This is a genomic window from Streptomyces sp. NPDC050315 (assembly GCF_040655775.1).
In the GTDB taxonomy this organism is placed as follows: Bacteria; Actinomycetota; Actinomycetes; order Streptomycetales; family Streptomycetaceae; genus Streptomyces.
The window spans coordinates 1-25873 of the sequence record NZ_JBFAKN010000014.1 but is presented as its reverse complement, the minus strand read 5'-3'; the positions used below and the strand labels follow the sequence as shown (position 1 = coordinate 25873).

The window sequence follows — 25873 nt, the reverse complement described above, 5'->3', positions numbered from 1 at the left end:
TTGCGGCATGGTGCACCTGTGCTGACGGCTCGTCAATTAACGTCCGTACAGCGAGACTTGTGGGCTCGTATGACCCGCGTCAGGGGGTGGACGCGCCGGAAGGCAGGCCGGACGGGGGCGCCGGCCTGCCTTCCGGGGCGCGTCCCGCCCGGCTCGGGGGTGCCGTCGGCGGGACACGGCAGGCGCTGGGGGACGCCTGCGGGGAGGAGGGTCAGGAGAGTTCGCGCAGGACCAGCTGCCGGGCCTCGCCGAGCAGGTCGGCGCAGCGGTGCCAGTCCGGCACGGGGGTGGTGAACACCAGGCTCTCGGCGCCCGCCCGGACGAAGTCCATGAGCTGCTCGGCGACCTGCTCGGGGTCGCCGGTGACGGACAGGGTGCGGGCGGTGTCCTGGTCCATGCCGTAGGACGCGGCGAGCGTGGCGGCGTAGCGGTCGCGCAGGCCGTCCGTGGCACCGCGCGGGGCGAGCGCGCCGTGGATCATGGTGGCCAGCCGGGGCGCGGGGCGCTTCTCCGCGGCGGCCAGCTCCCGGAGCCGGTCACCCGTGGCGCGGAACGCGTCCGGGGTTCGCAGGGCGCCGAGCCAGCCCGTGCCGTACCGCACCGTGCGGCGCAGCGCCGCGGTGGCGAAACCGCCGATCCACACCGGCGGGACGGGCACCGCGGGGGCGAGCGTGCACTCCGGGGTGCCGGGGACGTCGGGGAGCGGCGTCGGACGGCCGGCCAGCAGCTGCGGGAGGAGGCGGAGGAACGCGTCCGTACGGTGGCCCCGGTCGGCGTCGGTGGTGCCCGCCGCGTGCCATTCCGCTCCCCCGCCGCCCACGCCGATGCCGAGGTCGAGGCGGCCATCACCGGCGAGGTACTGGAGGGTGCCGATCTGCCGGGCCGCCCAGGAGACGGTCCGCAGAGAGGGCAGGTAGACGGACCAGCCGATGCCGAGGGTCCGGGTGGCGGCGGCCGCCGTGGCGAGGGCGAGGCCGGAGTCGAGCGCGGGCGCCTCGCCGAGCGTGAGGTGATCGCCCGCCCAGACCCCGTCCAGCCCGGCTTCCTCGGCCCGGCGGGCGGCCTGCGCCACGTCGGGGAGGGCCTCGCCGGGCGCGCCGATCGAGGGGAGGGTGATGCCGATCCGGGGGATGTTCACGTGACCTCCAAGCGGCGGCCGGCCGTGCCCCGCTGTGCGGTGGGCGCAGCGGGGCACGGGCCGGACTGTCGGGTTCGGTACGGGCGGGTGCTCAGGGCGTCAGGCCTGGTAGGGCGTCTCGGCGCGGGCGGTGCGCAGCGCGTAGCCCCACCACGACAGCTGGTCCAGGAACTTCTTGGCGGCCGCCTCGGCGCCCTCGGGCGCGGCACCGTCCTCGAAGGCACCCCAGGGGTTGTGGAAGCTGATCATGTCGCGGATGGTCATGGCGTGGACCTCGGCGAAGACCTGGCGCAGGTGCTCGGCCGCGCGCAGGCCGCCGCCCATGCCGCCGTACGAGACGAGGCCGACGGGCTTGGCGGCCCACTCGCTCAGGTGCCAGTCGATGACGTTCTTCAGCGAGGCGGGGAAGGAGTGGTTGTACTCCGGGGTGATCACCACGAAGGCGTCGGCCGCCGCGATGCGCGGGGTGATGCCGTCCTTGATCTGCTGGGTGGCGGCGTCCGGCTCCTGGCCGAAGCCGGGGATCGCCAGCGGCAGCGGGTGGTCGATCACGTCGATGACGTCGACCTCGACGTCGGGGTGCTGGGTGGCCTCGCGGACGAACCAGTCGCCGACCTTGGCGCCCAGGCGGTTCTCGCGCACGCTCCCGATCACGACGGCGAGCTTGAGGGGTGCAGTACTCATGGGTTCTCCATGCTTCTAAGTGGATGCAGTCGAAGTGGGTGCGGAAGGCAGGCGCGTGGCCGGTGTGCACCGGGCGGGGCCCGGTGCTGCCGCTGTCTGCCGGCCACGCTACTGGCGGGATGTCCCGCCCGGGCGGCTTGCGCCGTCGCCCTCAGCGGCTTTGGCAAGTCACTTGACGGTGGCCGGGGTTACGCGGCGCCGGCCAGCAGCCGCTCGAAGGCCGCCCGGCTCTGGTCGCCGACCAGCGGGGTGCTGCCGTCGGCGAGGAAGACCGGCACGGCGCGTACGGCCAGCGCCCGGGTCTGCTCCAGACGGCGCGTCAGTTCGGCTTCGTCGGCGGCGTCGGGGGCGCTGGGCAGGCCCGCTTCGGCGGCCAGCCGGCCGAGCGTCTCGGTGTCGGCGATGTTCAGGCCGTCGGTGAAGTGGGCGCGGAAGAGGCGCTCGGCCACCTCCTCGCCGCGGCCGTGCCGCTCGGCGTGGGTGATCAGGAGGTGGGCGGGGCGGGTGTTGGCGTTCACCGCGCGGTCGTAGTCCAGTACGAGCCCCTCGCCCGCCGCCTTCTTCGCCATCGCGGCCGCGGAGTCCAGCGCCGCGGGCCCGAACTTGCGCGTAAGGACCGTCTTGAGCGGTTCCGGCGTGTGCGGCGCCGCGGGGTCGAGCTGGAAGGGGAGGAAGGTCACCTCGGCGCTGCCGCCGGCCGCGCGGTGGGTCTGCAGGGCCTGCTGCAGGTGGTGGTAGGCGAGGTAGGAGTGGGCGCAGATGACGTCCAGGACCATGGTGATCTTCATCGGGGGCCTCCGGGGGCGTGGTTCGGAAGGAGCGGCGCGGTCAGCGCACGGTCGCGGTCTGAGACGCGGCCGGGGCCTCGGCGGTGCCGGCGTTCTCGGCGGGCGGGGCGGTGCGGCGGGCGTTGCGGGTGAACAGGAGGGCGGCCAGGGCGAGCGCCGGGACCCCGGCGACCAGGAAGAAGCCTGCCTCGAAGCCGGTGGCGGCCAGCAGCGGGCCGACCAGCAGCGGCGAGACGAACTGCCCCGCGAAGGTGGCGGTTCCGGAGAGCGAGGTGGCCTGGCCGCGGACGGCCTCGGGGACGCCCTCGCCGATCAGTACGGTCACGACCGGGAAGAACACGCCCTGGCCGATGCCGAAGAGGACGGGGACCAGGAACAGCAGCACCGGCTGGCTGGTCACGGCGAGGAGGGCGAAGGCCACGACCCACAGGGCGACGGCCAGGTGCAGCAGGGTGCGCTCGCCCAGCCGTTCGCGCAGCGGGGCGTATCCCAGGCCGATCAGGCTCATCACGGCGGACATGGCGACGGTGTACAGGGAGACCAGCATCGGGCTCGTGACGCCCGCGGCGGCCAGCTGCTGGGGCAGGAAGACCATCAGCGCGTACAGCAGCAGCGAAGAGAGGAACTGCAGGCCGTACCAGGCGAGGAGGATGCGGTGGCGGCGCAGCAGGGTCAGGGCGCCCATGGTCTCGCCGGCCGGGCCGCCGGCGGGCACGACGTGCTTCGGCAGAACGAAGAGGGTGGCGAGGCCGAGCGGGACGGCGATGAGGTAGATCGCGAAGGGCAGGTGCCAGGAGATGCCGCCCACGGCACCGGCGGCCAGCGGCCACAGGACGCCGCCGAGGCTGGTGGCGGTGGACCGCCAGCCCATGGCCCGGTCCTTGGCGCGGCCCTGGTAGAGGGAGAGCAGCGCGACGGTGGTGCCGGCGAAGACGAAGGAGGCACCGGCGCCGAAGATCAGGCGGGCGACGATGAGCGCCGGGTAGCTGTCGATGAGGGCTCCGGCGCCGCCGGCCACGCCGTAGACCAGGAGGCCGGCGGCGAGCGGGACGCGGGTGCCGAAGCGGTCCAGCAGGCGCCCGGCGAACGGGCTGACGAGGGCTATCCCGAGGCTGTGGACGGTGACGACCAGCCCGGCCGCCGTGCCGCTCACGCCCAGGTCACCGCGGAGGACCTCGATGACCGGGGAGAGCACCGAGCCGGCCATGACGGTCAGGGTGGAAGCGAAGAGCAGGAGGGGGAACACGCCGGCGCGGGGCGCGCTGGTGGTGGCTGTCATCGGGCCACTCCGATCGCGAGGGAGCGCACGGGGGCGCGGGTGGGCAGGCCGTGGTTGGTCAGGCGCAGGACGCGGGCGTTGAAGGCCATGAAGGGCTGGATGAGGCCGTCGACGCAGACGAGGAAGGCGAGGGTGCCGACGCCGACCGGGCCGCCCAGCAGCCAGCCGAGGGTGAGCAGGACGCCCTCGATGCCGACCTTGGCGAGCCAGAAGGGCACGTGCAGACGCTGGTTGAGGCTGATGACGAGCAGGTCCATGGCGCGGATGCCGGTGCCGCTCATGATGATCAGCGCGGAGCCGTAGGCGCACAGCAGTACCGCGGTGACCAGGGCGGGCACCGAGGCCAGCCAGCCCAGGTCGGCCAGGCGCATCAGGTCGATCAGGGAGCCGCAGAGCAGGAAGGTCACGAAGGGCATCAGGACCGGGCGGCGGCGGTTCCAGACGGACCAGATCAGGATGCAGACGGCGGCGATGGCGGCCTGGGCCAGCCCGATCGTTCCCGGCAGGTGCTCCAGGAGCCCGAGGGAGAGGACGTCGAGGGGGTCCACACCCATCCCGGCGTGGATGAAGAGCGTGGCTCCGGCGGCGAAGACGACACAGCCGACGAGGTAGAGCGCGTAGCGCGCGAGCCGGCTGCGGTGGGTGGGCTCGGCATCGGGGCGCGTGGGGGCGGAGGTGTGGGTCACGACGGTCTCCCTGGGCGAGGTGAGGAGGTCCGCGCTGCCGCCCGCTGTGGCGGGCGGCGCGCTGTCAGGCGTTGACGAAGATGAGGTTGTTGCCCTGCGGGTCGGTGATCTCGAACCGCTCGCCGGTCTTGTGCGGCGCGATGTCGGTGGCGCCCAGGTCGGCCAGCGCCTGGTGGGCCGCGGGGATGTCGACCTCGGTGAAGGCGATACTGATGGGCTGGTCGCCCTTGGTGTTGGTGACGATCAGCTCGCCGCCGTGGCCGGTGTCGAAGACGAAGGTGGTGCCCGGGTACTCCTGCAGGACCTTCAGGCCCAGCCGGTCGCGGTAGAAGGCGACCATGGCGTCCAGGTCGTCGCAGAAGAGCTTGGTGACCGTGAGCTTGCCGAACATAGTGGTGTCCTTTCGTGGGGTCCCAGTGGCCGGTGGTGCGGTGCCGCCGGCGGAGAGGAGGTGGGACGGGAAGCGGGGTTCCGCGGGGTTTCCCGGCGGCTCCGACACGAAGTAAACTACACCGTGCAGTTCACCTTGTAAACCGCCCAGTGCAATTTGAGGAGACCGGCCTGCCATGACGCCTTCCGCCGCCCCCCGTACGACCCCCGAAATCGCGCCCACCGGCCGCCCCGGAAAGCGCGCCGCCATCGACTGCGCGGCGCGCACAGTCTTCGGGAGGGAGGGCTACAGCCGGGCCAGCGTCGACGCCATCGCCGCCGAGGCCGGGGTCTCCAAGCGCACGATCTACAACCACCACCAGGACAAGGAGCACCTCTTCCTCGCCGTCGTGCAGCAGAGCTCCCAGGCCGTCGCCGCACACCAGGAAGAGATCATCGACCACCACCTGGGCAGCCCCGAGACCGATCCGACCGCCGCGCTCACCGCCCTCGGGCGCGCGCTGGCCGTGCCGCAGACCGACTTCGAGAGCCACTTCGCGCTGGTCCGCGTGATCTTCGCCGAGGCCCCGCACCTGCCGCCGCACGTCATCGAGAGCTGGCGCGGCACCGGCCCCGGCCGGGTGCGCGCCCGGCTGGCCGAGCGGCTCGGCGGACTGGTGAAGGCCGGCGTGCTGCGCGACGGCACCACCCCGGAGACCCTGTCCGTCCACTTCACCCAGCTGGTCACCTCGGAGGTGTACGAGCGCTCCCTGCACGGCGCGCTGCCGCTGCCCGCGGACGAGACGGAAGCCCTGATCGAGTCCGGCGTCGCCGCCTTCCTCGCGCTGCACGGCCCCGCCTCGTAAGCGGCGGGGCGGGCTCAACCTAGGTGCTATCAACCGCTCCGCGCGGCCGCTCGCGTGCCACTGTGCTCTGGGCAGCGCCCGAGGGGCGCGTAGACGGGGGTACATGCCCGTACTCCGTCCTGCGCACGGGCGGTACCGCAGCGCCGCGGCCGCCGTCCGCACCCTCCTCGCAGCCCGCGTCCACCCGCGAACTCCAGGAGGAGCCCGTGTCTCAGACGGTCAGGTCACTCCCCCATCCGTCACCGGTGTCACCGGCCCGCCCCGGCCCGGCGCCGCTCACCGCGCAGCCGGCCGGGCCGTGGCGGGTCCTCGTCGTCGAGAACGACGCCCGCACCGCCCAGACCCTCACCCGCAGCCTGGAGCGCCACGGCCACCAGGTCAGGACCGCCGCGACCGGCGCCGCCGCGCTGCGCGAACACCACCACGCCGATGTGATCCTGATCGACCTCGAACTGCCCGACGTGGACGGGCTGGAGATCTGCCGGTCCATCACGGCCGTGTGCGACACCCCGCTGCTCGCGGTCACCGCCCGGGACAGCGAGGTCGACCGGGTGCTCGGGCTCCAGGCCGGCGCCGACGACTACCTGGTCAAGCCCTACGGATTCCGCGAACTGCTGGCCAGAATGGGCGCGGTGATGCGCCGGGCGCGGCCCGCGGCCACGGCCGGCGCGGTCCTGCAGCTGGGGCCGCTCGTCGTCGAGCAGACCACCCGTACGGTACGGATGCACGGCCGGCCCGTCCCGCTCACCCGCAAGGAGTTCGACCTGCTGCTGCTCCTGGCCTCCCGGCCCGGCGCCGTGGTCACCCGGCGGCAGATCCTCCAGCAGGTCTGGCAGGACACCGACACCCCGCGCAGCCGCACGCTGGACACCCACGTCAACGGACTGCGCCGCAAGCTCGGCTCCGGCGACTGGATCGTCACCGTACGCGGTGTCGGTTTCCGGCTCGGCCAGCCCTGGAACTCCACCGCCGCGGTGCGGTGAGGGGACGGCAGCTGCCACCGACGGCAGCCGTCCGCCCGCCCTACCGGGGAGAAGCGGACTCGCTCGGGGCCTCGGCGGGGTGCCGCGCCGCGTCCTGAACGCCGCGCCGCTCGCCCCGCGGGGCGGCGAGGGCGCAGGCGGCCAGGGCCCCGGCCAGGCATACGGCACCGGCCACCCACAGGCCGCTGCGGGCACCCGCGCCACCGGCCAGCCAGCCGGTGAGCACGGCGCCGATCGGCGTGGTGCCCTGGTAAATGACGGTGTAGAGCGCCATGACGCGGCCGCGGTAGGCGGACTCCGTGCCCAGCTGCACGCGGTGGTTGGCCGCCTGCGAGAAGACCATCATCGCGAAGCCGGTCAGGGCCAGGGACAGCAGCGCAACGGGGAAGGTGGGCGCCAGCCCGGAAGCGATCTCCGCGACGCCGAAGGCCACCGCCGCGGTCAGCACGACGCGCTGCCGGGGCCGGCCCCGGCGCACCGTGGTGACCAGCGCCGCCACCAGCGAGCCGGCCGCCATCGCCGCGGTCAGCAGCCCGAAGGTGCCGGCCCCGGTGTCGAAGACCGTTCTGGCCAGCAGCGGCAGCGTGACCTGGAAGTTGAACCCGACCAGCGCCAGCAGGGCCACCAGCGCGAGCGGCAGCAGCAGGTCGCGCCGCCCGGCGACGTACCGCAGTCCGGCCACGACGCCGCCGCGGGCCGCGCGGGCGGTGCCCCGGTACAGCTCCTCCGGGCGCATCCGCGCCAGCGCGACCACCGTGCCCAGATAGCTGACGGTGTTGAGCAGCAGCACCGCCGGGGCGTCCCACACGCTGATGAGCGCGCCCGCGGCGGCGGGCCCCAGCACCCGGGCCGTGTTGAAGTACGCGGCGCTCAGCGCCGAGGCGTTCGGCAGCAGTTCGCCGCCGACCATCTCGCTGACGAAGGACATCCGTGCCGGGATCTCCACCGCGTTGACCACGCCCAGGCCCGCCGCGCAGCCGATGATGTGCCACAGCCGCAGGTCGCCGGTGAGGGCCACGGTCGCCAGCAGCCCGGCCAGTACCGCGGAGGCGAGATTGGCCGCCAGCAGCAGGCGGCGCTTGTCGTAACGGTCCGCCAGCCGTCCGCCCAGCAGGGTCAGCAGCAGTACGGGCGCGAACTGGGCCGCGGTGACGGCGCTCAGCGCGGCGGCCGAATCCCCGGTCAGCCGCAGCACGAGCCAGTCCTGCGCGGTGAACATCATCCAGGTGCCGGTCACCGAGGCCAGCTGGCCCAGCGTGAACAGCCGGAAGTTGCGCACCCGCAGCGACGCGGTCATGCGCAGTACGGCGCCGCCGCTCACCGCGCGCCCCCTTCGGCGCGCGCCACGCACTCCTCCAGGAACGCCAGGACGCCCAGGTGGTAGCCGCGTGCCGTCCGCCCCAGGCTGATGTTGTGGCCCGCGCAGGCCAGCCGGTCGACGCGGACGAGGGGCGCGGCCAGCCGGGCCGTCATCGCCTCCACCGTCCACCGGTCGGACCGCCACCACTTCTCGTGCTCGGCGAAGGTGAAGCGCACCGGCACCCGCACATCGCGCGCGACCGACGGATACGTACGCGGCCAACAGGGCACGTCCCGCAGCTCGTTGCGGGGTATCGGGCCCACCAGCGGCTCGGCCATCCGGAAGGTGCCCGGCGGGTAGAGGGCCAGTGGGCCCCAGTGCAGCCGGTGGCCGCGGCGGCCGGCGGGGTCCGCCAGCCGGTCGGAGCCGACGGCCCAGCGGTCGCTGATGCCGGACACGTCGACGCCGAGCAGCCGCTGCCCGTCGCCGCCGTCCCGGGCCGCGGTCATCAGGGCGAGCTTCCCGCCCATCGAGTGCCCCAGCAGGAAGAAGCCGGCGCCCACCGGGTGCTCGCGCGCATGGCTCTCCAGGGCCGCCAGGACGTATCCGGCCTGCTCGGCCAGCGGCAGGCCGTCGGGCAGCGCGGCCGCCGAACTCCCGTACCCGGGCCGGTCCAGCGCGAGCGCCGCGTACCCGCAGGAGGCCGCGAGGGCGAGCATCGAGGTGGCCGGGTCGGCCCGGCCGTGGAAGTAGCCGGCCCGCATCCCGCCGCCGTGCAGCGCGACGAGCACGGCGCGCGGCGGGACGCCTGCGGGCAGGGCGAGCAGGCCGGACAGGCGCAGCGGGCCCGCTTCGACCTCGACGGCCCGGACCGGATCGTCCGGCGGGGTGGGCGGTGCCTCGGGCGGCAGCAGCTGGGGCATGGAAGTACTCCAAGTCGGGTGGGTGCCCGGCGGTGGCGGGGAACAGGGGGGAGCGGAGGCGGACGCGCGCGGGCGGGCGCCGGGGAAGCGGCGCCCGCCCGGGATGCGGCCGGTCAGTCCGTACCGCGGATGATGTGCGGTTCGGCGTCGAAGTCGTCCTCGGCATCGAGGGGCGGCAGCTGCCACCCGGCCCGTGGCGGGCCGCTGTCCTCGACGGTGCCGGGCGCTTCCTGTGTCACGGTCACGGTGTTTCCTCCTCGTACGACACGGCGCTACGCGGCCAGTTCCTGCCAGCTGCGCGGCCCGGGGCCGCGTTCGGCGCGCTCCAGGCGGCGCCAGCGCGCGGTGGCGGGCCGGACCGGCGCGGGGTCTTCGGGAGCGGCGGCCATGACCCTGAGCAGGACGGCGGTGACGGCCGCCAGCTCCTCGGGGGTGGGCAAGCCCTTCTCCACACGGATCACGTCGCGTGCTTCGCTCACTCGGTACTCCTTACTGGGGCTTACTGAGGCGGGTTGCCGTGCTTGCGGGAGGGCAGGCCGGCGTGCTTGCTGCGGAGCATCGCCAGCGACCGGGCGATGACCTGGCGCGTGCTGCGCGGGTCGATGACGTCGTCCACGAGGCCGCGTTCGGCGGCGTAGTAGGGGTGCATCAGCTCCTCGCGGTACTCGCGGATCTTCTGGGCGCGGGTCTCCTCCGGGTCGGCGGAGGCGGCGATCTCCCGGCGGAAGATGACGTTGGCCGCGCCCTCCGCGCCCATCACGGCGATCTCGTTGCTCGGCCAGGCCAGCGCGAGGTCGGTGCCGATCGAGCGGGAGTCCATGACGATGTACGCGCCGCCGTACGCCTTGCGCAGCACCAGGGAGATCCGCGGAACCGTGGCGTTGCAGTACGCGTACAGGAGCTTGGCGCCGCGCCGGATGATGCCGTTGTGCTCCTGGTCGACGCCGGGCAGGAAGCCGGGCACGTCCACGAGCGTGACCAGAGGGATGTTGAAGGCGTCGCAGAACTGCACGAAGCGCGCCGCCTTCTCGCTGGCCTCGATGTCCAGCACGCCGGCGAAGTGCGCCGGCTGGTTGGCGACGATGCCGGCCACCTCGCCGTTGAAGCGGGTCAGGGCGCACACGATGTTGCCCGCCCAGCCCGGGTGCACCTCGAAGTACTCGCCGTCGTCGGCGATCTCCTCGATGACCTGGCGGATGTCGTACGTACGGCCCGGCTCGGCCGGGACCACGTCCAGCAGCGCCTCGCAGGAGCGGTCGACGGGGTCGGTGGCCGGTGCGGAGGGCGGCAGTTCGCGGTTGTTGGAGGGCAGCAACGAGAGCAGGTAGCGGACCTCTTCGAGGCAGGTGCGCTCGTCGTCGTACGCGAAGTGGGCGACGCCCGAGGTCTCGGCGTGCACGTCGGCGCCGCCCAGCCCGTTCTGGGTGATCTCCTCGCCGGTCACCGCGCGGACCACGTCCGGGCCGGTGATGAACATCTGCGAGGTGTCGCGGACCATGAAGACGAAGTCGGTCAGGGCCGGGCTGTACGCCGCCCCGCCCGCGCACGGGCCCAGCATGACGCTGATCTGCGGGATGACGCCGCTCGCCTTGGTGTTGCGCTGGAAGATGCCGCCGTATCCGGCGAGCGCGGAGACGCCTTCCTGGATACGGGCGCCGGCGCCGTCGTTGAGCGACACCAGCGGCGCACCGGCCTGCAGGGCCATGTCCATGATCTTGTGGATCTTCTGCGCGTGGGCCTCGCCGAGCGCGCCGCCGAAGATCCGGAAGTCGTGCGCGTAGACGAAGACGGTACGGCCGTGCACGGTGCCCCAGCCGGTGATCACACCGTCGGTGTAGGGCTTCTTGTCCTCCAGGCCGAAGCCGGTCGCGCGGTGCCGGCGCAGCGGCTCGACCTCCGTGAACGAGCCCTCGTCCAGGAGCAGTTCGATGCGTTCGTGCGCGGTGAGTTTGCCCCGGGCGTGCTGGCGTTCGGTGGCGGCCGGGTCCGGTCCCTGGCGGGCCATCTCCTTGAGCGTTTCCAGCTCCGCCAGGTGGGCCTCGGGCGGCAGCACGGTCGGGGTGAAGGTGGTGACGGTCACTGAGATCTCCTTGCGGGTCGGTGGGGTACGTCGGGCCGCGCGCCGCGCCGGTCAGGCGGCGGGCGAAAGGGCCGGGGCGCCGGTGGCGGCCGGCACGGACGCACCGCCGGGCAGCAGTACGGCGGCGGGCAGCCGGTGCACGGCGCGGGGCGCTTCGGCCGCGCCCCGGTAGGCGACGGCACCGTCGTGGTGCGGGCCGCAGTCGAGGTCCAGGACGGACCAGCCCGGCGGGCGCCGCGGCACGTCGGCGCCGAGGTAGTCGGCGGCCGGCGAGCGGCTGAGACCGGTGCCCAGCGCCTTGAGGTACGCCTCTTTGCGCGTCCAGACGCGGCCGAAGACGGCGCAGTGTCCGGGCGGCGGCACCTCCTCGATCTCGGCCCGTTCGGCCGGGTGGAGCGAGGGGGTGCACACCTCGACGGTGCCGGGACGCGGCCGGCGCTCCACGTCGGCGCCGACGGTCTCGGAGGCGACGGCGACGAGCACCATGCCGCTGCTGTGCGAGAGCGAGAAGTGCAGCGGCGGGTCGGGGTGGGCCACGGCGGGGCGCCCGTGGGGCTCGCCGCAGCCGGGACACGGTTCGCGGACGAACGGCACCCGTTCCGGGGCGAGTCCGAGGTAGTGGCCGAGGACCCGGCGCAGCGCGATGTGTGCCGAGGTGTACAGCACGCCGTCGTGGGGCCGGGTGAAGGAGCGGCCGCGGGCCTGTTCGCGGGCGTCCAGTTCCGAGCTGTCGAGCAGCGGTCCGAGCTGGTCGGGGCGGGGCAGGCGGAGCAGCCAGGCGTCGAGAAAACCGTTCATGCGTGCTGCCTGACTCTGTGGCCGTGGCCGTTGCGGTGGCCGTTGTCGTGACCTTCGGGACCGAGCTGGCCGGCGAGGCAGTCGATGAGCTCCTGGGCGCTGCTGGCCAGCAGCAGCATCTGGAGGTTCACCTCCACCTCCAGCGCGCGCTCGATGCGGTTCTGCAGCTGGAGGCCGGCGACGGAGCCGACACCGAGGCTGTTCATCGTGCGGCCGGCGACGTCGATGTCACGCGGGGCCACGAGGAGCACGCGGGCGAGTTCTCGGCGGATGTAGGCGTCGATGATGCGGGTGCGCTCTTCGAGAGGCAGCGTCACCATCACGGACCGGCCGGGCACCGCGACCTCCGGCCCGAGCAGCGTGTCTTCCGCGTCGTCGTCGAACTCCCAGCCGTCGACGTCCCAGGCATCGACGTCCCAGGCGTCGAGGTCCCAGGTGTCGACGTCCCAGGCCGTACGGCTGTCTTGGACGGTCATCCGGATTCCTTCGGTGAGTGGCGGACGGTGGTGGGAACTACGAGGCCCGCCAGCGCCGTGACCACGCCGAGCAGGCCGACGGCGGCGACGAGCAGATGGGCGGAGCGGTGGTCCGGCGTTCCGGTGCCGGCCGTCAGCAGCGCCGCGGCCAGCGCCGGCATGAGCGCGGCACCGGCCTGGACGGCCGTCTGGTACGCCGCGCCCGCGACGGCCTTGTCGCTGTCGGCCGCCTCGGAGACGGCCTGGGTGTTGAAGGCGGTGAAGGCCAGCACGAAGCCGGCGCCCACCAGGAGGAGGCTGGGCAGCAGCCCGGTGACGTACGAGGTGCTCTCGCGCAGCAGGAGGAGGTACCCGGCGAACGCGGCCAGCGACCCGAGGGCGATGAGCGGCCGGGCCCCGAAGCGCGCGACCATCGCCCCGGAGTGCAGGGCGGTCAGGGCCAGCGGCAGGCTCGCGGGCAGGAAGGCCAGCGCGGTGTACAGCGGGCTGCGGCCGAGCTCGTCCTGCAGCTGGAGCGTGGCGATGAACAGCATGCCCAGGTAGGACCCGTTGAGGCAGGCGGCGCCCAGCGCCGACCTGCGCAGCGCGGCGCTGGTGCGTACGGAGGCGGGCAGGATCGGGGCCGCCGAGCGGCGTTCCCGTACCACCAGCAGGGCGAAGAGGACCGCGGCCGTCAGCAGCAGTCCGGCCGTGCGCGGGCCGGTCCAGCCGTCGGTGGGCACCTGAGCGATCCCGCCGACCAGGGCCGCGGTGCCCGCGGTGAGCAGCAGGACCCGCGCCAGGGGTAGCGGCTGCCGCGCGGCCGCGGGTTCCTGCGCGGGGATGAGCCGCAGCCCCGCGACGAACAGCACGGCCACCACCGGGGCCGGGAAGGCCAGGGTGAAGCGCCAGTCCCAGCCGGTCAGCAGCCCGGAGAGCAGCAGGCCCAGGGTGAAGCCGCTGGCCCCGAAGAGCGTGTACACGGAGATCGCGCGCCGTCGCGCCGGGCCGTCGGGGAAGACGGACATGATGATGGCCAGCCCCATCGGCGCCGTCAGCGCGGCGCAGCCGCCCTTGACGAAGCGGGTGGCCACCAGCAGTACCGGATCGGTGGCGACGCCCGCGACGAGGGACGCGACGGCGAAGACGGCCAGCGCGCCCAGGTACAGGCGCCGCCTGCCCCAGCGGGCGGCCAGCCGCGGCCCGAGCAGCAGCAGACCGGCGAAGCCCAGGGCGAAACCGCTCATGGTCCACTGCGTGCCGGCCGGCGCCAGGTGCAGGTCGGCGCCGATGGCGGGCGCCGCCACGACCAGTACGGACACCTCCAGGGCGTCGATGAGCATATTGCCGGCGAGGACGGTCAGCAGGCCCCAGCGCCGGGTGCCGGCGGCGGCCGCGGCGGGGCGGGGCACGGAAGAAGTCGTAGACGTCATGGTGGTCTTCCCGGTGGGAGAGGTGGCTGGTCCTGGGGCGGGGGTCCGGATGTCCGGGCGTCCGGGCGTCCGGACCCCGCGGCCGTAGAGGCCCGTCCGGTTCACCCCAGGAGGGTGCCGCCGCTGGCGTCGAGGAAGGCGCCGGTGACCCACCGGGCGTCGTCGGTGGCGAGGAAGGTGACGACGTCGGCGACGTCCTCGGGCTCACCGACCCGGTTGAACGCGGAGAGCTGGGCCATCTGCTCCACCGCCTCGGGGATGTCGAACACCGGGTTGCCGTTGCGGGTGATGCCCGGCGCGACGCTGTTGACGGTGATGTTGCGCGGCCCCAGGAGCTTGGCGAAGTGCAGCGCGAGCTGCTCGACCGCGCCCTTGGTCATCGCGTACGCGATCTCCTCGGGGTTGGCGAAGTGGGTCAGCCCGGAGGAGATGTTGATGATCCGGCCGCCGTCCGGCATGTTCTTCAGCGCCCGCTTGATGAGGAAGAACGGCGCCTTGGCGTTGACGGCGACCAGCCGGTCGAACTTCTCGGGGGTGGTGTCCTCCACGGAGACACCACCCATCTCCCCCGCGTTGTTGACCAGGATGTCCAGGTCGGTGCTGCCGGTCCGCTCCTTCAGGCCGGCCTCCAGGGCGAGGAACAGCTCGTGCACATCGCCGGGCACGCCCAGCTCGGCGCGGACCGTGAAGGCCCGGCCGCCCTCCGTCTCGATGGCGGCGACGGTCTCGGCGGCCGCCTCCTTGTTGCTCGTGTAGTGCACGGCGACCAGCGCGCCCTCGCGCGCCAGCCGCACGGCGGTGGCCCGCCCCATGCCCCGGCTGGAGCCGGTGACCAGTGCCGTCTTTCCGTTGAGCCTGCCCATGGTGTTCCCTCCCTGCGCGGCCGCGGACGCGGCCGGATTCGTCAGTGGTGCGGCCGGCCCGGTCAGGCCGAACCAGCGGTACAGCGCGGCGTCCAGGCCGTCGGTCGTCCGTCCCGTCCACACGAGGTGGCCGTCGGGCCGGACCAGGACGGCGCCGGCCCCGGCCAGCGGGTGGCCGTCCGCGCCGCCGGCCAGGCGGGCGGCGAGCACGGTGACCCGGTCCTCGCGGCCCTCGGCCGCCCGGTGCAGCGGCGCTTCGGCGTCCTGCTCGCCGGACAGGTCCAGCAGCAGGCCGCGGCCGGTGCGCAGCAGGGCCGCCGCGGTGGTGGTGCTGCCGTCGGCACACAGCAGCGGGGTGTGCGGGAGCCGGGCGCCCAGCAGCGGGTGGTCGCCGGTGCCGACGTCGTACCGGACGTCCAGGCCGGAGATCATGCCTGCCAGGTGGGCGCGTACCGGCTCCTGCTCGATCAGCTCGGCCAGTACGGAGCGCACCGCCTCCACCTCGGGGCCGCCCAGCAGCAGCAACGCCTGCGCCTGGATGTTGGACCGGACGCGGGCGCCGACCGCGTGCCGTTCGTCGTGGTAACTGTCCAGCAGGCCCTCGCTGCCGAGCCTGCGGACCTGGATGGCCAGCTTCCAGCCGAGGTTGACCGCGTCCTGGAGCCCCAGGTTCAGCGCCTGCCCGCCGATGGGCATCTGCTGGTGCGCGGCGTCACCGGCCAGCAGGACGCGTCCGTCGCGGTAGGCGGTGGCCTGCCGGTCGGCGTCGCCGAAGGAGTTGACCCACAGCGGGGTGCCGCCGCTGATGTCCTCCCCCGTGACCCGCTCCCAGACCGCCGCGACCTCGGCGAAGTCCGGGTCGCCGGTGCGCGTCCCGGCCGGCCGGCCGAACTCGTGCACCATGACGCGGGTGACGCCGTCGTCCCGCCGGGCGGCGATGGCCAGCCCCTTCTCCAGCCGTTCGAAGCGCCGGTTCGGGATGTCCAGGCCCGCCACGTCCGCGCGCAGCAGCTCACGGGTGGCGTCCCGGCCGGGGAATTCCGAGCCGGCCAGGCGGCGTACCGTGCTGTTCTCGCCGTCGCAGCCGACCACGCACAGCGCGGAGACGGTGACGGTGGTGCCGTCCCCGGTCACCGACTCGACCTCGACGCGGTCGTCGAGGACCGACAGGCCGCGGACCTCGTGCCCGCGGCGTATGTCGGCGCCGAGCGACCGCGCCCACTCCTCCAGCAGTTCCTCGGTGCGGTGCTGGAGGACCTTCCACTGGCCGGGGTGGCTGCTGTCGAGGGTCAGGTCCAGGGGGATGCCGCCGAAGTGGCCGCGGGGTTCGCGGGGCGGGGTGCCCAGCTCGTCCAGCAGGCCGCGGGAGTCGAGGATCTCCATGGTGCGGGCGTGCAGGGTGGAGGCCCGCGACTCGGTGGTGGGGGCCGTACGCGCTTCCAGCACGACGACCTCCGCACCGCCCAGCCGCAGTTCACCGGCGAGCATCAGCCCTACGGGGCCCGCCCCGACGACGATGACCTGGGTGTCCAGTACGGCCATCTCAGCGTCGCGCCTCGGCGTGGTCCTTGGCGTGGCCCAGCGTGGCCCGGCTGTTGGTGCTGAGCGCGGTGCGCACGTACTCCGTGGCCTCGGCGACGCCGGCGTCCGGACCGAGGATCTTGGTGATGTTCTCGGTGTTCAGGACGACCGTGTGCTGCGAGGTCGCGGCCACCCCGTCCGCGGTCTCCTCGAACGTCCACCGGCCGGTGTGCAGGGTCATCAGCGCCGGGAGGGTGACCTGCTTGTACGCGATCTTGTGGTGCGGGAAGCAGACCCGGTACGACTTCGTGGTGTGCGTGGAGCCGTCCTTGGCGCGGGTGTCCATCTCCAGGCTCTGCAGCCCGGGGGTGGTCTCCTCCAGGCGTACGGAGGCCACGTGCGGGAGCCGCTCCTGCCAGAGGTGGGCCTCGTTGATGAAGTCGTACGCGTCCTTGGCGGAGCCCGCGATGTGGACCGTGTCCTCGAAGGAGAAGGTCAGGTCCGCCGAGGCGTGGGCCAGTTCGACGTTGGTCTTCAGCGCGGCCAGCTCCGAGCGGGAGTTGCGGTCGACGGCCTGGTCGATCCACTCCAGGGAGGCCGGGTCGTCGTCGATCGCGCGGTAGTCGTGCAGCAGCCGGATCCGGGACTCGTCCGCGCCGAGCGGCTCGATGATCCAGGCACCGCCCATGGCCGCGACCGGCGGCGCGGAGACCTCCTGGCGGAAGGTGATCCGCAGGGCCTCGGGGTCCAGGGTGCGGCGGGACGTCCAGTTCTTGGCCTCGCCGTTGGCGGTGGCCCAGATCCGGATGCGCTCCTCGTTGGCGCCCTGCTCGACGTGGTCGACGTAGAGGGTCGGCGGGAAGATGCGGGGCCAGTTCTCCACCTCGGCGAGCAGGCGGTAGACCTCGGCGGCGGGGGCCTGCACGGTGATCTCGTGCTCGACCTCACGGACCGTCATGGTGAACTCCTTGAGAAAGAAGAAGAGTGGGGATGGATCAGAAGTTGCCGAGGCCGCCGCAGACGTTGAGCGCCTGCGAGGTGATGGAGGCGGCGGTGTCGGAGGCGAGGTAGCCGACCAGTCCGGCGACCTCCTCCGGGGTGGAGTAGCGGCCGAGCGGGATCTTGGACTGGAACTTCTCGAGGATGGCGTCCTCGGTGGCGTTGTACGCCGCGGCGTAGCCCTGGCGGACGCGCTGGGCCATCGGGGTCTCGACGTAGCCGGGGCACACGGCGTTGACGGTGATGCCGGTCGGGGCCAGCTCGTTGCCCAGCGCCTTGGTGAAGCCGACGACGCCGTGCTTGGAGGCCGAGTACGGGGCGCCGAGGACGACGCCCTGCTTGCCCGCCGTGGAGGCGATGTTGATGATGCGGCCGCGGCTCTTGTGGCGCATCCGGCCGGTGTTGAGCACCTCGCGGGTCATGCGGAAGACGCTGTTGAGGTTGGTGTCGATGACGTCGTGCCACAGCTCGGTGGCGATGTCGGCGGTGACGCCGCCGCCGCTGCGGCCGGCGTTGTTGACCAGTACGTCGACGCTGCCGTGGCGGTCGACGGCGGCCTGCACGAAGTCGTGCACGCTGGCGTCGTCGCGGACGTCCAGCTCGGCGCCGTCGGCCTCGATGCCGTCCTCGCGCAGCTGCTTGACGGTCGCTGCCACGTTCTCGGCGTTGCGGGCGCCGAGGAAGACGGTGTGGCCCTGCTCGCCCAGCAGGCGCGCCGCGGCCAGGCCGATGCCGCTGGTGCCGCCGGTGATGAGGGCGAGGCGTCCGGTCGTACGGGACATGAAGGGACTCCTTGTGTCTGGGCCCGGGCGGTGCCGGGTGGGGAGGGAGAAGGGCCGGGACCGGGGCGGCCGCGGATGAGGCGCGGCCGCCCCGGGACGGGGTCAGGCCGCGGAGAGGGCCAGGTGGGCGTTGACCGTCTCGATGAGGGCGCGCGGCGTGGCGGCGTCGGTCAGCGCCGAGTCGTCCAGCGTGATGCCCCACTCGCGCTCGATGCGGCCGCCGGTCTCCAGCAGGGCCAGGGACTCGTAGCCCAGCTCCTCGAAGTCGGTGTCGAGGATGTCGCCGTCCAGGTCGACGCCCTCGTCGGCGCCGGCGCCCTCCAGGAGGATGCGCTTGAGGTCGTCCAGGGTGAATGCAGCAGACATGTGCGTTCCTTCGTTTCGGATCATGGGTGTCCCGCGCCGTTGCGGGACACAGCGGGAGGTCAGCCGTCGGCGCGGAGCACGACGGCGGAGTTGAAGCCGCCGTGGCCGCGGGCCAGCACCAGCGCGGTGCGGACCTCGGCGGTGCGGGGCTGGCCGACGACCAGGTCGAGGTCGTAGGCCGGGTCGGGGTCGGTGTGCACGGTGGGCGGGATGAGGCCCTCGTCCATCGCGAGCAGCGCGGCGGCCACGTCCAGCGGCGCGGCGCCGGAGTACAGCCGGCCCGTCATGGTCTTCGGCGCGGTCACCGGTACGCCCCGGGCGCCGAAGACAGCGCGCAGCGCGTCCGCCTCGGCCCGGTCCAGCTCCACGGTCCCGGCCGCGTCCGCGAAGACCACGTCCACGTCCTCGGGGGCGCACTCCGCCTCACTGAGGGCCAGCTCGATGGCGCGGCGCAGCCCGGGCTCCCCGCCGGTGCCCGGCTTGGGGTCGAACGTCGCGGCGTACCCGACGAGTTCGCCGTAGATACGGGCGCCGCGGGCGCGCGCTGCCGCGGTGTCCTCCATGACGAGGAGGGCGCCGCCCTCGCCCGGCACATGGCCGCTCGCGGCCGCGTCGAAGGGCACATAGGCGCGGTCGGGGTTGTCGCTGGTGGACAGCCGTCCGCTGGTGAGCTGGGCGGCCCAGCCCCAGGGGCAGATCGAGGCGTCCACGGCGCCGGAGACGATCAGCGGGGTGCCCTTGCGGATCTGGCGGCGGGCCTGGGCCAGCGCGTCGAGGCCGCCCGCCTGGTCGCTGACGAGGACGCCGCTGGGGCCCTTCATGCCGTTGCGGATGGAGATCTGCCCGCTGTTGACGGCGTAGAACCAGGCGAAGGACTGGTACGCGCTGACGTACTGGCTGCCCTGGCTCCACAGCTTCCGCAGCTCGTTCTGGCCGAACTCGAAGCCGCCGGAGGAGCTGGCGGTGATCACGCCCATGTCGAAGGCGGGCTGCTCGCCGGGGGTGATGCCGGCGTCGGCCAGCGCCCAGTCCGCCGCCACCAGCGCCATGCGGGTCATGTGGTCGGTCTGCGGGATCAGCCGGCTGGGCAGGTGGGCCGCCGCGTCGAAGCCGGGCACCTCGCCGGCCAGCGTCGCCGGGTACGACGAGGCGTCGAAGCGGGTGACGGGGCCGATGCCGCTCTTGCCGATCCGGGTGGCCGCCCAGAAGTCCTGTGTGCCGAGCCCGTTGGGAGAGGCGACTCCCAGGCCGGTCACTGCCACGGAGGTGGTCATGCGTCGCTCCTCTCGGGCCGGGCGAGCACCATCGCGGACTGGAAGCCGCCGAAGCCGCTGCCCACGGTCAGTACGGCGTCGGTGCGCTGCTCGCGCGCGGTGACCGGGACGTAGTCCAGGTCGCATTCGGGGTCGGGGGTGTGCAGGTTGGCCGTGGGCGGCACGACGTGGTGCTCCATGGCCAGCGCGCTGGCGGCGATCTCGATGGAGCCGATGGCGCCCAGCGAGTGGCCGACCATGGACTTGATGGAGCTGACCGGCGTGGCGTAGGCGTGGTCGCCCAGGCTCTTCTTGAACGCGGCGGTCTCGTGGCGGTCGTTCTGCTTGGTGCCGGAGCCGTGCGCGTTGATGTAGTCGATGTCCTCCGCGTTCAGCCGCGCCTCGGCCATGGCGACGCGGATGGCCTCGGCCATCTCCGCGCCGTCCGGGCGCAGGCCGGTCATGTGGTACGCGTTGGAGCGGGTGGCGTAGCCGGCGATCTCGGCGTAGATGTGCGCGCCGCGCGCCTGGGCCGCGGTGAGCTCCTCCAGGACGAAGAAGGCCGAACCCTCGCCCAGTACGAAGCCGTTGCGGGTGTTGTCGAAGGGCCGGGAAGCCGTCTCGGGGCTGTCCTGGCGGGGCGTGGTCGCCTTGATCGCGTCGAAGCACGCCATCGTGATGGGCGAGATCGGGGCGTCCGAGGAGCCCGCGATCATGACATCGGCGCTGCCTTCGCGGATCAGCTCGACGGCGTGGCCGACCGAGTCGATGCCGGATGTGCAGCCGGTGGAGACCACGGTGGCCGGGCCCTGCGCGCCGGTCGCCCAGGCGACCTCGGCCGCGAACGAGCTGGGGACGAGGTAGTCGTACAGGTGCGGTACGGCGTAGGTGTGGTCGACCAGGTCCAGCCGCCCGCCGTCGCTGACGGTGCGGTACTCGGTGTCCAGGCCCATGGTGGCGCCGACGGCGCTGCCGACCGTGACACCGGTGCGGAACGGGTCGAGGTCCGCGAACTCCAGGCCGCTGTCGCCGAGGGCCTCGCGGGCCGCGACGACGGCGAACTGGGCGGCCCGGTCCATCCGGCGGATCTCCTGCGGAGACAGGCCGTGCAGCTCGGGGTCGAAGTCGATCTCCGCCGCCACCCGGGAACGGAAGGAGGAGGCGTCGAAGAAGGTGATGGCGCGGGTCGCGGTGCGGCCCTCGCTCAGCAGGGACCAGAAGTTCTTGGTGCCGACACCGCCCGGGGCGAGGACCCCGATGCCGGTGATGGCGACGCGTCGGGCGCTCACGCGGACGCCTCCCAGTTGTAGAAGCGGGTCGCCATCGCGTCCTTGGGCGAACGCCAGGTGGCCGGGTCGTAGGCCTCGATGAAGGGCTTGAGGTCGTCGCTGATCTGCACGAAGCGCGGGTCGGTCTTGGCTTCCTCGATGAGCGCGCCGCCGTTGTCGGTGTCGAAGTCCTGCAGGTGGAAGTAGAGGCCGCGGTACGAGAACAGCTGGCGGCGGCGGGTGCCCATGCGGTGGGGCATCTCGGTGCCGTCGAACTCCCCGAAGAGGCGGGCGACGTCCTCGGCGGACTGCGGGTTCATCCGCGCGACGATGAGGGTGCTGTGCATTGGTGGGATCTCCTTGTCGGCCGGTGGGAATCCGGCGCTGTGGGCGGGGCTCAGCGGGCGGGGCCGAACCACCGCTCCAGGGACATGGGCAGGTCGTCGTGGGTGCCGGGCGCGGCCCAGGCGACGTAGCCGTCGGGGCGGACCAGGACGGCGGTGGTGCCGGCCAGTTCGCTGCCCTCGGCCGGCGCGGCAGTGGCGGTGATGATGTCGACGCGGTCCGACCAGCCGGCCGCGCGGCCGCGCAGGACGGCGTTGTCGGCCAGGTCGAGCAGGACGCCGCGGCCGGAGTGGAGCAGCGCGGTGCTGCCCGTGGTGCGGCCGTCGGGGCGGGTCAGTTCGAGGTCGGGCATCCGGCGGCCGAGCAGCGGGTGGCTGCCGCCGCCGGTCTCGTACCGGATCTCCAGCCCGCTGACCATCGCGGCCAGGTGGCGGCTGACGTCCTCGTAGCCGATCAGCTCGTTCAGGACGTCGCGCAGCGGCTGGATCTCGGCGCCGGAGAGGAACAGCAGGCCCTGGGCCCGGGTGTTCATCAGCAGCCGCCGACCCACCGCGTGCCGCTCCTCGTGGTAAGTGTCCAGCAGGGTCTCGGGGGCGCGTCCCTGGACGACGGCGGCGAGCTTCCAGCCGAGGTTGACCGCGTCCTGGATGCTGGTGTTCATGCCCTGGCCGCCGGCCGGCAGGTGGATGTGGGCGGCGTCGCCGGCGAGCACGACCCGGCCGCGGCGGTACTCGGTGACCTGGCGGGTGGCGTCCCCGAAGGAGCTGACCCAGACCGGCTCGCCGTGCGAGATGTCCTGGCCGGTGACGCGCTTCCAGCCGGCGACGATCTCCTCGTAGGAGGGGGCGCTGGTGCGGCGCTGCGGCGGGGTGCCGCGCTCGCAGAGGATGAGGCGGGTGATGCCGCCGGGCAGCGGCCCGACCATCACCATGCCGCCGTCGAAGGTCTCGCCGATCATGCGCGGGTCCAGGTCCAGGCCCTTGACGTCGGCGAGGAACATCTCCAGCGTCGACGCGGTGCCGGGGAAGTCGAACCCCGCCGCCTTGCGGACGGTGCTGCGGCCGCCGTCGCAGCCGACCAGGTAGCCGGTGCGCAGCGTCTGCGTGCTGCCGTCGGGCGTACGGACGGTGACCTCCACCGCGTCGCCCTTGTCGAGGAAGGAGACCAGTTCGTGGCCGCGGCGCAGGTCGGTGCCCAGCTCGCCCACCCACGCCTCCAGGACCGCTTCGGTCTGGGACTGCGGGATGGTCTTCGCGGCCTGGTGTGCGCCCTCCAGTACGCCGAAGTCGACGGGCAGGCCGCCGAAGTGGCCGACGTTGCTGGTCTCGATGTCGCCGAAGCGGGGCAGCAGCCCCCGCTGGTCGAAGATCTCCATGGTGCGCGCGGTGAAGCCCAGCCCGCGGGACTCACCGGTCCGCTCGGGCAGCCGCTCCAGGACGATCACGTCGACCCCGGCGAGCCGCAGCTCTCCTGCGAGCATGAGGCCGGCCGGGCCGGCCCCCACAACTATCACTGCAGCGTCCATTGCCTCTTTCTCCTTGGGTGGGCGGGGTGTTCCGTCGCTCGCGACGGTTCGCGCCGGGGTACGGCGGTCGGCGGCCGCGGTCACGCGTCGGCGAAGACCGGCAGCAGCGGGGCGGGAAAGACCCCGGTGCCGGCGGCGGTGGTCACCAGGCGGCGGCACAGGGTGGTGAGCCGGGCGACGCCTTCGGCGCCCAGGTGTGCGTACGGAGCGGCGTCCAGGCGGTCGGTGTCCCGCTCGACCTGTGCGCGCAGTTCCAGGCCGCGGGCGGTCAGGGCGCCCGCGGCGTCCAACAGGCCGCGGTTGCGCAGCCGTTCCTCGGCGGCGGTCCAGTCCTCGTCGGTCCAGCCGCGCTTGGTCATCACGAAGGCACGGGGCATGCCCCCGGGCCCGGCGGAGTGCGAGACGAGCCCGTCCAGCCCGGCCAGTCCCGCGTGCGTCAGTACCGCGAAGTGCCCGTCGCCCCGGTACTCCCGCAGCAGGGTCGCGGCGTGCCAGAGGGCCAGATGCGGCTGGTCCGGTACGGGCAGGTCGGTGTGGGCCGCGTACATCGGGCGGCCGGCCCGCTCGCAGCCCTCCGCGGCGCGCAGGGCCAGCTCGGCGGCCTCGGCGGTCTCGGGCGCCTCGGCGATCTCCTCGCCCAGGCAGCGGCGCAGCGTCGTATCGGCCGCGCGCAGCCGTTCCGCTATCACCTTGGCGGGGGCCACCCGGTCCCACAGGGCGGGGAAGTGCCCGGCGATCAGCCGGTGGTGGAAGCCGTTGGTGACGGCGGTGACGGCGCCGGGGCCGACCGGGCCCAGAGCGGCGGTACGGGCGGCGAAGTACCCGGCCATCGGGTCGTCGACGCCGTGCGCCGCCAGGTTCTCGTCGAGGTCGGGGGTGAAGTAGAGCAGCGAGTGCAGGGAGTTGAGGTAGAACTGGCAGCGGTTGGCGGGAGTGGCGTCGATGGTCATGGGCGCACCGCGCTGTGGTGGAGGTGGTAGCGGGTGTAGCCGATGGGCCGCACCCCCGGGATGGCTTCGTAGGACGCGCGGGCCCGGCCGGAACAGCCGTCGCGCAGGAACGCTTCGTGCGCCTCGTCCGTGGTCCACTCCGCGTAGTTCAGGACGCGGGTGCCGTCCACGCTGGTGTGGAAGTACGCGCCGAGCATCCCGTCCGAGGCGTACGGGCCCTCGCGCCGCAGGTTGCCGGTGATCTTCTCGATCACATGGCGCTGGCGCAGCGGGCCGTCGGTGTCGAAGGACGCGGCGACCACACAGCCGGGGGCCTCGCCGGTGGCGCCGTCCGGTACGAAGCCGGTGTGCAGCCGGTACTCCACCGGCTCCGCGCACGCGGCCCCGGCCAGCGAACGGACGAAGGGGCGGTAGGCCGCGGCGGACGCGCACTGGGCGTAGGTCAGTACGGTGTCGCCGGCGGCGCTGACGTAGCTGCTGAAGGAGAGGATGTCGGCCGGCCACTCGGTGGTCTCCCACTCGGCGGTGACCTCGTCCAGGTCCTTCAGGGCCGCGGTGCGGTCGGGCACGTACCAGTGGCTGACGAACACCGCCGCGGTCCCGGCGTGGCGTATGTCCGGGAGGGTCGGGTGGCACAGCATTCTTTACTGCCCTCTCTGTTGGGCGGTGGTCTCGTGGCGGTGGAAAGCGCTGGAAATTCGCTCCGGATTCCCCCGGAAAATACGGGGTGCAAGACGGGATGAAAGACGAGGCGAATTCTTCTCGACCGGCCGACTTCATTTCCCTGGCGGCCGATTACTATTTTCGCCGCCCGAACGGTGCCACTCAAGGCATTCCGTGTCAGATGAATGTCAACTTCCGTCAGGTCTTCGCGACGCCGACGGGCCGGCTGTTCAGCCCTTGTTTTCGGGTCAGTCCTTGATTTCGCAGATGACGGCGCCGGCGGTGAGCGAGGCGCCGACCTCGGCGGTCAGGCCCTTGACGGTGCCGGAGCGGTGCGCGTTCAGCGGCTGCTCCATCTTCATCGCCTCCAGGACGACGACCAGGTCGCCCTCCTTGACCTCCTGCCCGTCCTCCACCGCGATCTTCACGATGGTGCCCTGCATGGGCGAGGCGAGCGCGTCGCCGGAGGCGGCGGAGCCGGACTTCTTGGCCGCCTTGCGCTTGGGCTTGGCACCCCCGGCCACCGCGGCGCGCGCCAACGGCATGCCGAGCGAGGCAGGCAGCGACACCTCCAGCCGCTTGCCACCGACCTCGACGACCACCGCCTCGCGGCCATCGGCCTCGACCTCGTCCGCACCCGGTGCGCTGAACGGGGCGATCTCGTTCTTGAACTCGGTCTCGATCCAGCGGGTGTGCACGGCGAACGGGTCCGCGGTGAACGCCTCGTCCTCGACCACGGCACGGTGGAACGGGATCGCGGTGGCCATCCCGTCGACGGTGAACTCCGCCAACGCCCGCCGCGCCCGCTCCAGGGCCTGCTGCCGCGTCGCACCGGTGACGATCAGCTTGGCGAGCAGCGAGTCCCAGGCCGGGCCGATGACCGAGCCGGACTCCACACCCGCATCCAGGCGCACGCCGGGGCCGGTGGGGCCCTCGAACTTCGTGACGGTGCCGGGGGCCGGGAGGAAGTTACGGCCCGGGTCTTCGCCGTTGATGCGGAACTCGAAGGAGTGCCCGCGCACCGCCGGGTCCTCGTAGCCCAGCTCTTCGCCGTCGGCGATGCGGAACATCTCGCGGACCAGGTCGATGCCGGTGACCTCCTCGGTGACCGGGTGCTCCACCTGCAGGCGGGTGTTGACCTCCAGGAAGGAGATCGTCCCGTCCTGCCCGACCAGGAACTCGCACGTCCCCGCGCCCTCGTAGCCGGCCTCCTTCAGGATGGCCTTCGACGCCCGGTACAGCTCGGCGTTCTGCTCCTCGGACAGGAACGGCGCCGGGGCCTCCTCGACCAGCTTCTGGTGGCGGCGCTGCAGCGAGCAGTCCCGCGTCGAGACGACGACCACGTTGCCGTGCTTGTCGGCCAGGCACTGGGTCTCCACATGCCGCGGCCGGTCCAGATAGCGCTCCACGAAGCACTCGCCGCGGCCGAAGGCGGCGACGGCCTCGCGCACCGCCGAGTCGTACAGCTCCGGTACTTCCTCCAGCGTGCGGGCGACCTTCAGGCCGCGGCCGCCGCCGCCGAAGGCGGCCTTGATGGCGATCGGCAGGCCGTGCTC

27 protein-coding genes are annotated in these 25873 nt (G+C 73.0%); 2 read left to right on the top strand and 25 right to left on the bottom strand.

Features of this window, described 5'->3' with window-relative positions; translation table 11 throughout:
* Positions 1-211: 211 nt before the first annotated feature.
* The 6 genes from AB0I82_RS34765 to AB0I82_RS34740 all read right to left on the bottom strand — a co-directional run bounded on the left by AB0I82_RS34765 (position 212) and on the right by AB0I82_RS34740 (position 4966).
* Positions 212-1138, bottom strand: coding sequence for an LLM class flavin-dependent oxidoreductase (locus AB0I82_RS34765; protein WP_363261481.1), 927 nt, complete (start codon positions 1136-1138; stop codon positions 212-214).
* 99 nt (positions 1139-1237) lie between these two features.
* Positions 1238-1822, bottom strand: a complete 585-nt coding sequence (locus tag AB0I82_RS34760) for an NAD(P)H-dependent oxidoreductase (protein WP_363261480.1) — start codon at positions 1820-1822, stop codon at positions 1238-1240.
* 188 nt (positions 1823-2010) lie between these two features.
* Complete coding sequence (locus tag AB0I82_RS34755) at positions 2011-2610, bottom strand: DsbA family oxidoreductase (RefSeq protein WP_363261479.1); 600 nt, start codon at positions 2608-2610, stop codon at positions 2011-2013.
* Positions 2611-2650: 40 nt separating this feature from the next.
* Positions 2651-3889, bottom strand: coding sequence for an MFS transporter (locus AB0I82_RS34750; protein ID WP_363261478.1), 1239 nt, complete (start codon positions 3887-3889; stop codon positions 2651-2653).
* The gene (locus AB0I82_RS34745) at positions 3886-4575 is read right to left on the bottom strand and encodes a hypothetical protein (RefSeq protein ID WP_363261477.1); all 690 of its coding nucleotides are present in this window, start codon (positions 4573-4575) and stop codon (positions 3886-3888) included. Before AB0I82_RS34745 ends, AB0I82_RS34750 begins: the two co-directional genes overlap by 4 nt.
* A gap of 64 nt (positions 4576-4639) precedes the next feature.
* A complete protein-coding gene (locus tag AB0I82_RS34740) occupies positions 4640-4966 on the bottom strand; it encodes a VOC family protein (protein ID WP_051831754.1) in 327 nt (108 codons plus the stop codon).
* A 175-nt stretch (positions 4967-5141) separates the two neighbouring features.
* Between AB0I82_RS34740 and AB0I82_RS34735 the strand changes: the two genes are divergently transcribed.
* Both AB0I82_RS34735 and AB0I82_RS34730 read left to right on the top strand, forming a co-directional pair.
* On the top strand, positions 5142-5810 hold the full coding sequence (locus AB0I82_RS34735; RefSeq protein ID WP_363261476.1) for a TetR/AcrR family transcriptional regulator: 669 nt from the start codon (positions 5142-5144) through the stop codon (positions 5808-5810).
* Between the two features lie 206 nt (positions 5811-6016).
* Complete coding sequence (locus AB0I82_RS34730; RefSeq protein WP_363261475.1) at positions 6017-6793, top strand: response regulator transcription factor; 777 nt, start codon at positions 6017-6019, stop codon at positions 6791-6793.
* A gap of 40 nt (positions 6794-6833) precedes the next feature.
* Here AB0I82_RS34730 and AB0I82_RS34725 read toward each other — a convergent pair whose 3' ends face one another.
* From AB0I82_RS34725 to AB0I82_RS34635, 19 genes are all read right to left on the bottom strand, one after another.
* Positions 6834-8114, bottom strand: coding sequence for an MFS transporter (locus AB0I82_RS34725; protein ID WP_363261474.1), 1281 nt, complete (start codon positions 8112-8114; stop codon positions 6834-6836).
* On the bottom strand, positions 8111-9016 hold the full coding sequence (locus AB0I82_RS34720; protein ID WP_363261473.1) for an alpha/beta fold hydrolase: 906 nt from the start codon (positions 9014-9016) through the stop codon (positions 8111-8113). Before AB0I82_RS34720 ends, AB0I82_RS34725 begins: the two co-directional genes overlap by 4 nt.
* A 113-nt stretch (positions 9017-9129) precedes the next feature.
* Positions 9130-9261, bottom strand: coding sequence for a hypothetical protein (locus tag AB0I82_RS34715; RefSeq protein ID WP_363261472.1), 132 nt, complete (start codon positions 9259-9261; stop codon positions 9130-9132).
* 27 nt (positions 9262-9288) lie between these two features.
* Complete coding sequence (locus AB0I82_RS34710) at positions 9289-9495, bottom strand: acyl-CoA carboxylase subunit epsilon (protein ID WP_363261471.1); 207 nt, start codon at positions 9493-9495, stop codon at positions 9289-9291.
* Positions 9496-9515: 20 nt separating this feature from the next.
* Positions 9516-11021 (bottom strand): acyl-CoA carboxylase subunit beta, encoded by a 1506-nt coding sequence (locus AB0I82_RS34705; RefSeq protein WP_363261530.1) that lies wholly within the window; start codon positions 11019-11021, stop codon positions 9516-9518.
* A gap of 126 nt (positions 11022-11147) precedes the next feature.
* Positions 11148-11894, bottom strand: a complete 747-nt coding sequence (locus tag AB0I82_RS34700; RefSeq protein ID WP_363261470.1) for a 4'-phosphopantetheinyl transferase superfamily protein — start codon at positions 11892-11894, stop codon at positions 11148-11150.
* Positions 11891-12370 (bottom strand): acyl carrier protein, encoded by a 480-nt coding sequence (locus tag AB0I82_RS34695; RefSeq protein WP_363261469.1) that lies wholly within the window; start codon positions 12368-12370, stop codon positions 11891-11893. Before AB0I82_RS34695 ends, AB0I82_RS34700 begins: the two co-directional genes overlap by 4 nt.
* Positions 12367-13761, bottom strand: coding sequence for an MFS transporter (locus tag AB0I82_RS34690; RefSeq protein ID WP_363261468.1), 1395 nt, complete (start codon positions 13759-13761; stop codon positions 12367-12369). The genes AB0I82_RS34695 and AB0I82_RS34690 overlap by 4 nt, the downstream gene beginning before the upstream one ends.
* A 122-nt stretch (positions 13762-13883) precedes the next feature.
* Positions 13884-16187: an SDR family oxidoreductase gene (locus AB0I82_RS34685; protein ID WP_363261467.1), complete on the bottom strand. Its 2304-nt coding sequence runs from the start codon at positions 16185-16187 to the stop codon at positions 13884-13886.
* Between the two features lies 1 nt (position 16188).
* On the bottom strand, positions 16189-17124 hold the full coding sequence (locus AB0I82_RS34680) for an aromatase/cyclase (protein WP_363261466.1): 936 nt from the start codon (positions 17122-17124) through the stop codon (positions 16189-16191).
* A 37-nt stretch (positions 17125-17161) separates the two neighbouring features.
* Positions 17162-17947: a 3-oxoacyl-ACP reductase FabG gene (gene fabG / locus AB0I82_RS34675; protein ID WP_363261465.1), complete on the bottom strand. Its 786-nt coding sequence runs from the start codon at positions 17945-17947 to the stop codon at positions 17162-17164.
* Positions 17948-18049: 102 nt separating this feature from the next.
* On the bottom strand, positions 18050-18313 hold the full coding sequence (locus tag AB0I82_RS34670) for an acyl carrier protein (RefSeq protein ID WP_363261464.1): 264 nt from the start codon (positions 18311-18313) through the stop codon (positions 18050-18052).
* A 59-nt stretch (positions 18314-18372) separates the two neighbouring features.
* Positions 18373-19587, bottom strand: coding sequence for a ketosynthase chain-length factor (locus AB0I82_RS34665; protein WP_363261463.1), 1215 nt, complete (start codon positions 19585-19587; stop codon positions 18373-18375).
* Entirely contained in the window at positions 19584-20855 is a 1272-nt protein-coding gene (locus tag AB0I82_RS34660; protein WP_363261462.1) for a beta-ketoacyl-[acyl-carrier-protein] synthase family protein, read from the bottom strand. Before AB0I82_RS34660 ends, AB0I82_RS34665 begins: the two co-directional genes overlap by 4 nt.
* Positions 20852-21181: a TcmI family type II polyketide cyclase gene (locus AB0I82_RS34655; RefSeq protein ID WP_363261460.1), complete on the bottom strand. Its 330-nt coding sequence runs from the start codon at positions 21179-21181 to the stop codon at positions 20852-20854. Before AB0I82_RS34655 ends, AB0I82_RS34660 begins: the two co-directional genes overlap by 4 nt.
* Positions 21182-21231: 50 nt before the next feature.
* Positions 21232-22704, bottom strand: a complete 1473-nt coding sequence (locus tag AB0I82_RS34650) for an FAD-dependent monooxygenase (RefSeq protein WP_363261459.1) — start codon at positions 22702-22704, stop codon at positions 21232-21234.
* 80 nt (positions 22705-22784) lie between these two features.
* A complete protein-coding gene (locus tag AB0I82_RS34645; protein WP_363261458.1) occupies positions 22785-23654 on the bottom strand; it encodes a hypothetical protein in 870 nt (289 codons plus the stop codon).
* On the bottom strand, positions 23651-24295 hold the full coding sequence (locus AB0I82_RS34640) for a hypothetical protein (RefSeq protein ID WP_363261457.1): 645 nt from the start codon (positions 24293-24295) through the stop codon (positions 23651-23653). The genes AB0I82_RS34645 and AB0I82_RS34640 overlap by 4 nt, the downstream gene beginning before the upstream one ends.
* 270 nt (positions 24296-24565) lie before the next feature.
* Positions 24566-25873: biotin/lipoyl-containing protein (locus tag AB0I82_RS34635; RefSeq protein WP_363261456.1), on the bottom strand; the 1308-nt coding region annotated here is incomplete at its 5' end.

What these genes read in the sequence shown, in the direction of transcription:
- AB0I82_RS34760 (WP_363261480.1), bottom strand. Translation starts at nt 1,822, where the DNA reads ATGAGTACTGCACCCCTCAAGCTCGCCGTCGTGATCGGGAGCGTGCGC.
- AB0I82_RS34755 (WP_363261479.1), bottom strand. Translation starts at nt 2,610, where the DNA reads ATGAAGATCACCATGGTCCTGGACGTCATCTGCGCCCACTCCTACCTC.
- AB0I82_RS34750 (WP_363261478.1), bottom strand. Translation starts at nt 3,889, where the DNA reads ATGACAGCCACCACCAGCGCGCCCCGCGCCGGCGTGTTCCCCCTCCTG.
- AB0I82_RS34740 (WP_051831754.1), bottom strand. Translation starts at nt 4,966, where the DNA reads ATGTTCGGCAAGCTCACGGTCACCAAGCTCTTCTGCGACGACCTGGAC.
- AB0I82_RS34735 (WP_363261476.1), top strand. Translation starts at nt 5,142, where the DNA reads ATGACGCCTTCCGCCGCCCCCCGTACGACCCCCGAAATCGCGCCCACC.
- AB0I82_RS34720 (WP_363261473.1), bottom strand. Translation starts at nt 9,016, where the DNA reads ATGCCCCAGCTGCTGCCGCCCGAGGCACCGCCCACCCCGCCGGACGAT.
- AB0I82_RS34705 (WP_363261530.1), bottom strand. Translation starts at nt 11,021, where the DNA reads ATGGCCCGCCAGGGACCGGACCCGGCCGCCACCGAACGCCAGCACGCC.
- AB0I82_RS34700 (WP_363261470.1), bottom strand. Translation starts at nt 11,894, where the DNA reads ATGAACGGTTTTCTCGACGCCTGGCTGCTCCGCCTGCCCCGCCCCGAC.
- AB0I82_RS34695 (WP_363261469.1), bottom strand. Translation starts at nt 12,370, where the DNA reads ATGACCGTCCAAGACAGCCGTACGGCCTGGGACGTCGACACCTGGGAC.
- AB0I82_RS34685 (WP_363261467.1), bottom strand. Translation starts at nt 16,187, where the DNA reads ATGGCCGTACTGGACACCCAGGTCATCGTCGTCGGGGCGGGCCCCGTA.
- AB0I82_RS34680 (WP_363261466.1), bottom strand. Translation starts at nt 17,124, where the DNA reads ATGACGGTCCGTGAGGTCGAGCACGAGATCACCGTGCAGGCCCCCGCC.
- fabG (WP_363261465.1), bottom strand. Translation starts at nt 17,947, where the DNA reads ATGTCCCGTACGACCGGACGCCTCGCCCTCATCACCGGCGGCACCAGC.
- AB0I82_RS34670 (WP_363261464.1), bottom strand. Translation starts at nt 18,313, where the DNA reads ATGTCTGCTGCATTCACCCTGGACGACCTCAAGCGCATCCTCCTGGAG.
- AB0I82_RS34665 (WP_363261463.1), bottom strand. Translation starts at nt 19,587, where the DNA reads ATGACCACCTCCGTGGCAGTGACCGGCCTGGGAGTCGCCTCTCCCAAC.
- AB0I82_RS34655 (WP_363261460.1), bottom strand. Translation starts at nt 21,181, where the DNA reads ATGCACAGCACCCTCATCGTCGCGCGGATGAACCCGCAGTCCGCCGAG.
- AB0I82_RS34650 (WP_363261459.1), bottom strand. Translation starts at nt 22,704, where the DNA reads ATGGACGCTGCAGTGATAGTTGTGGGGGCCGGCCCGGCCGGCCTCATG.
- AB0I82_RS34645 (WP_363261458.1), bottom strand. Translation starts at nt 23,654, where the DNA reads ATGACCATCGACGCCACTCCCGCCAACCGCTGCCAGTTCTACCTCAAC.
- AB0I82_RS34640 (WP_363261457.1), bottom strand. Translation starts at nt 24,295, where the DNA reads ATGCTGTGCCACCCGACCCTCCCGGACATACGCCACGCCGGGACCGCG.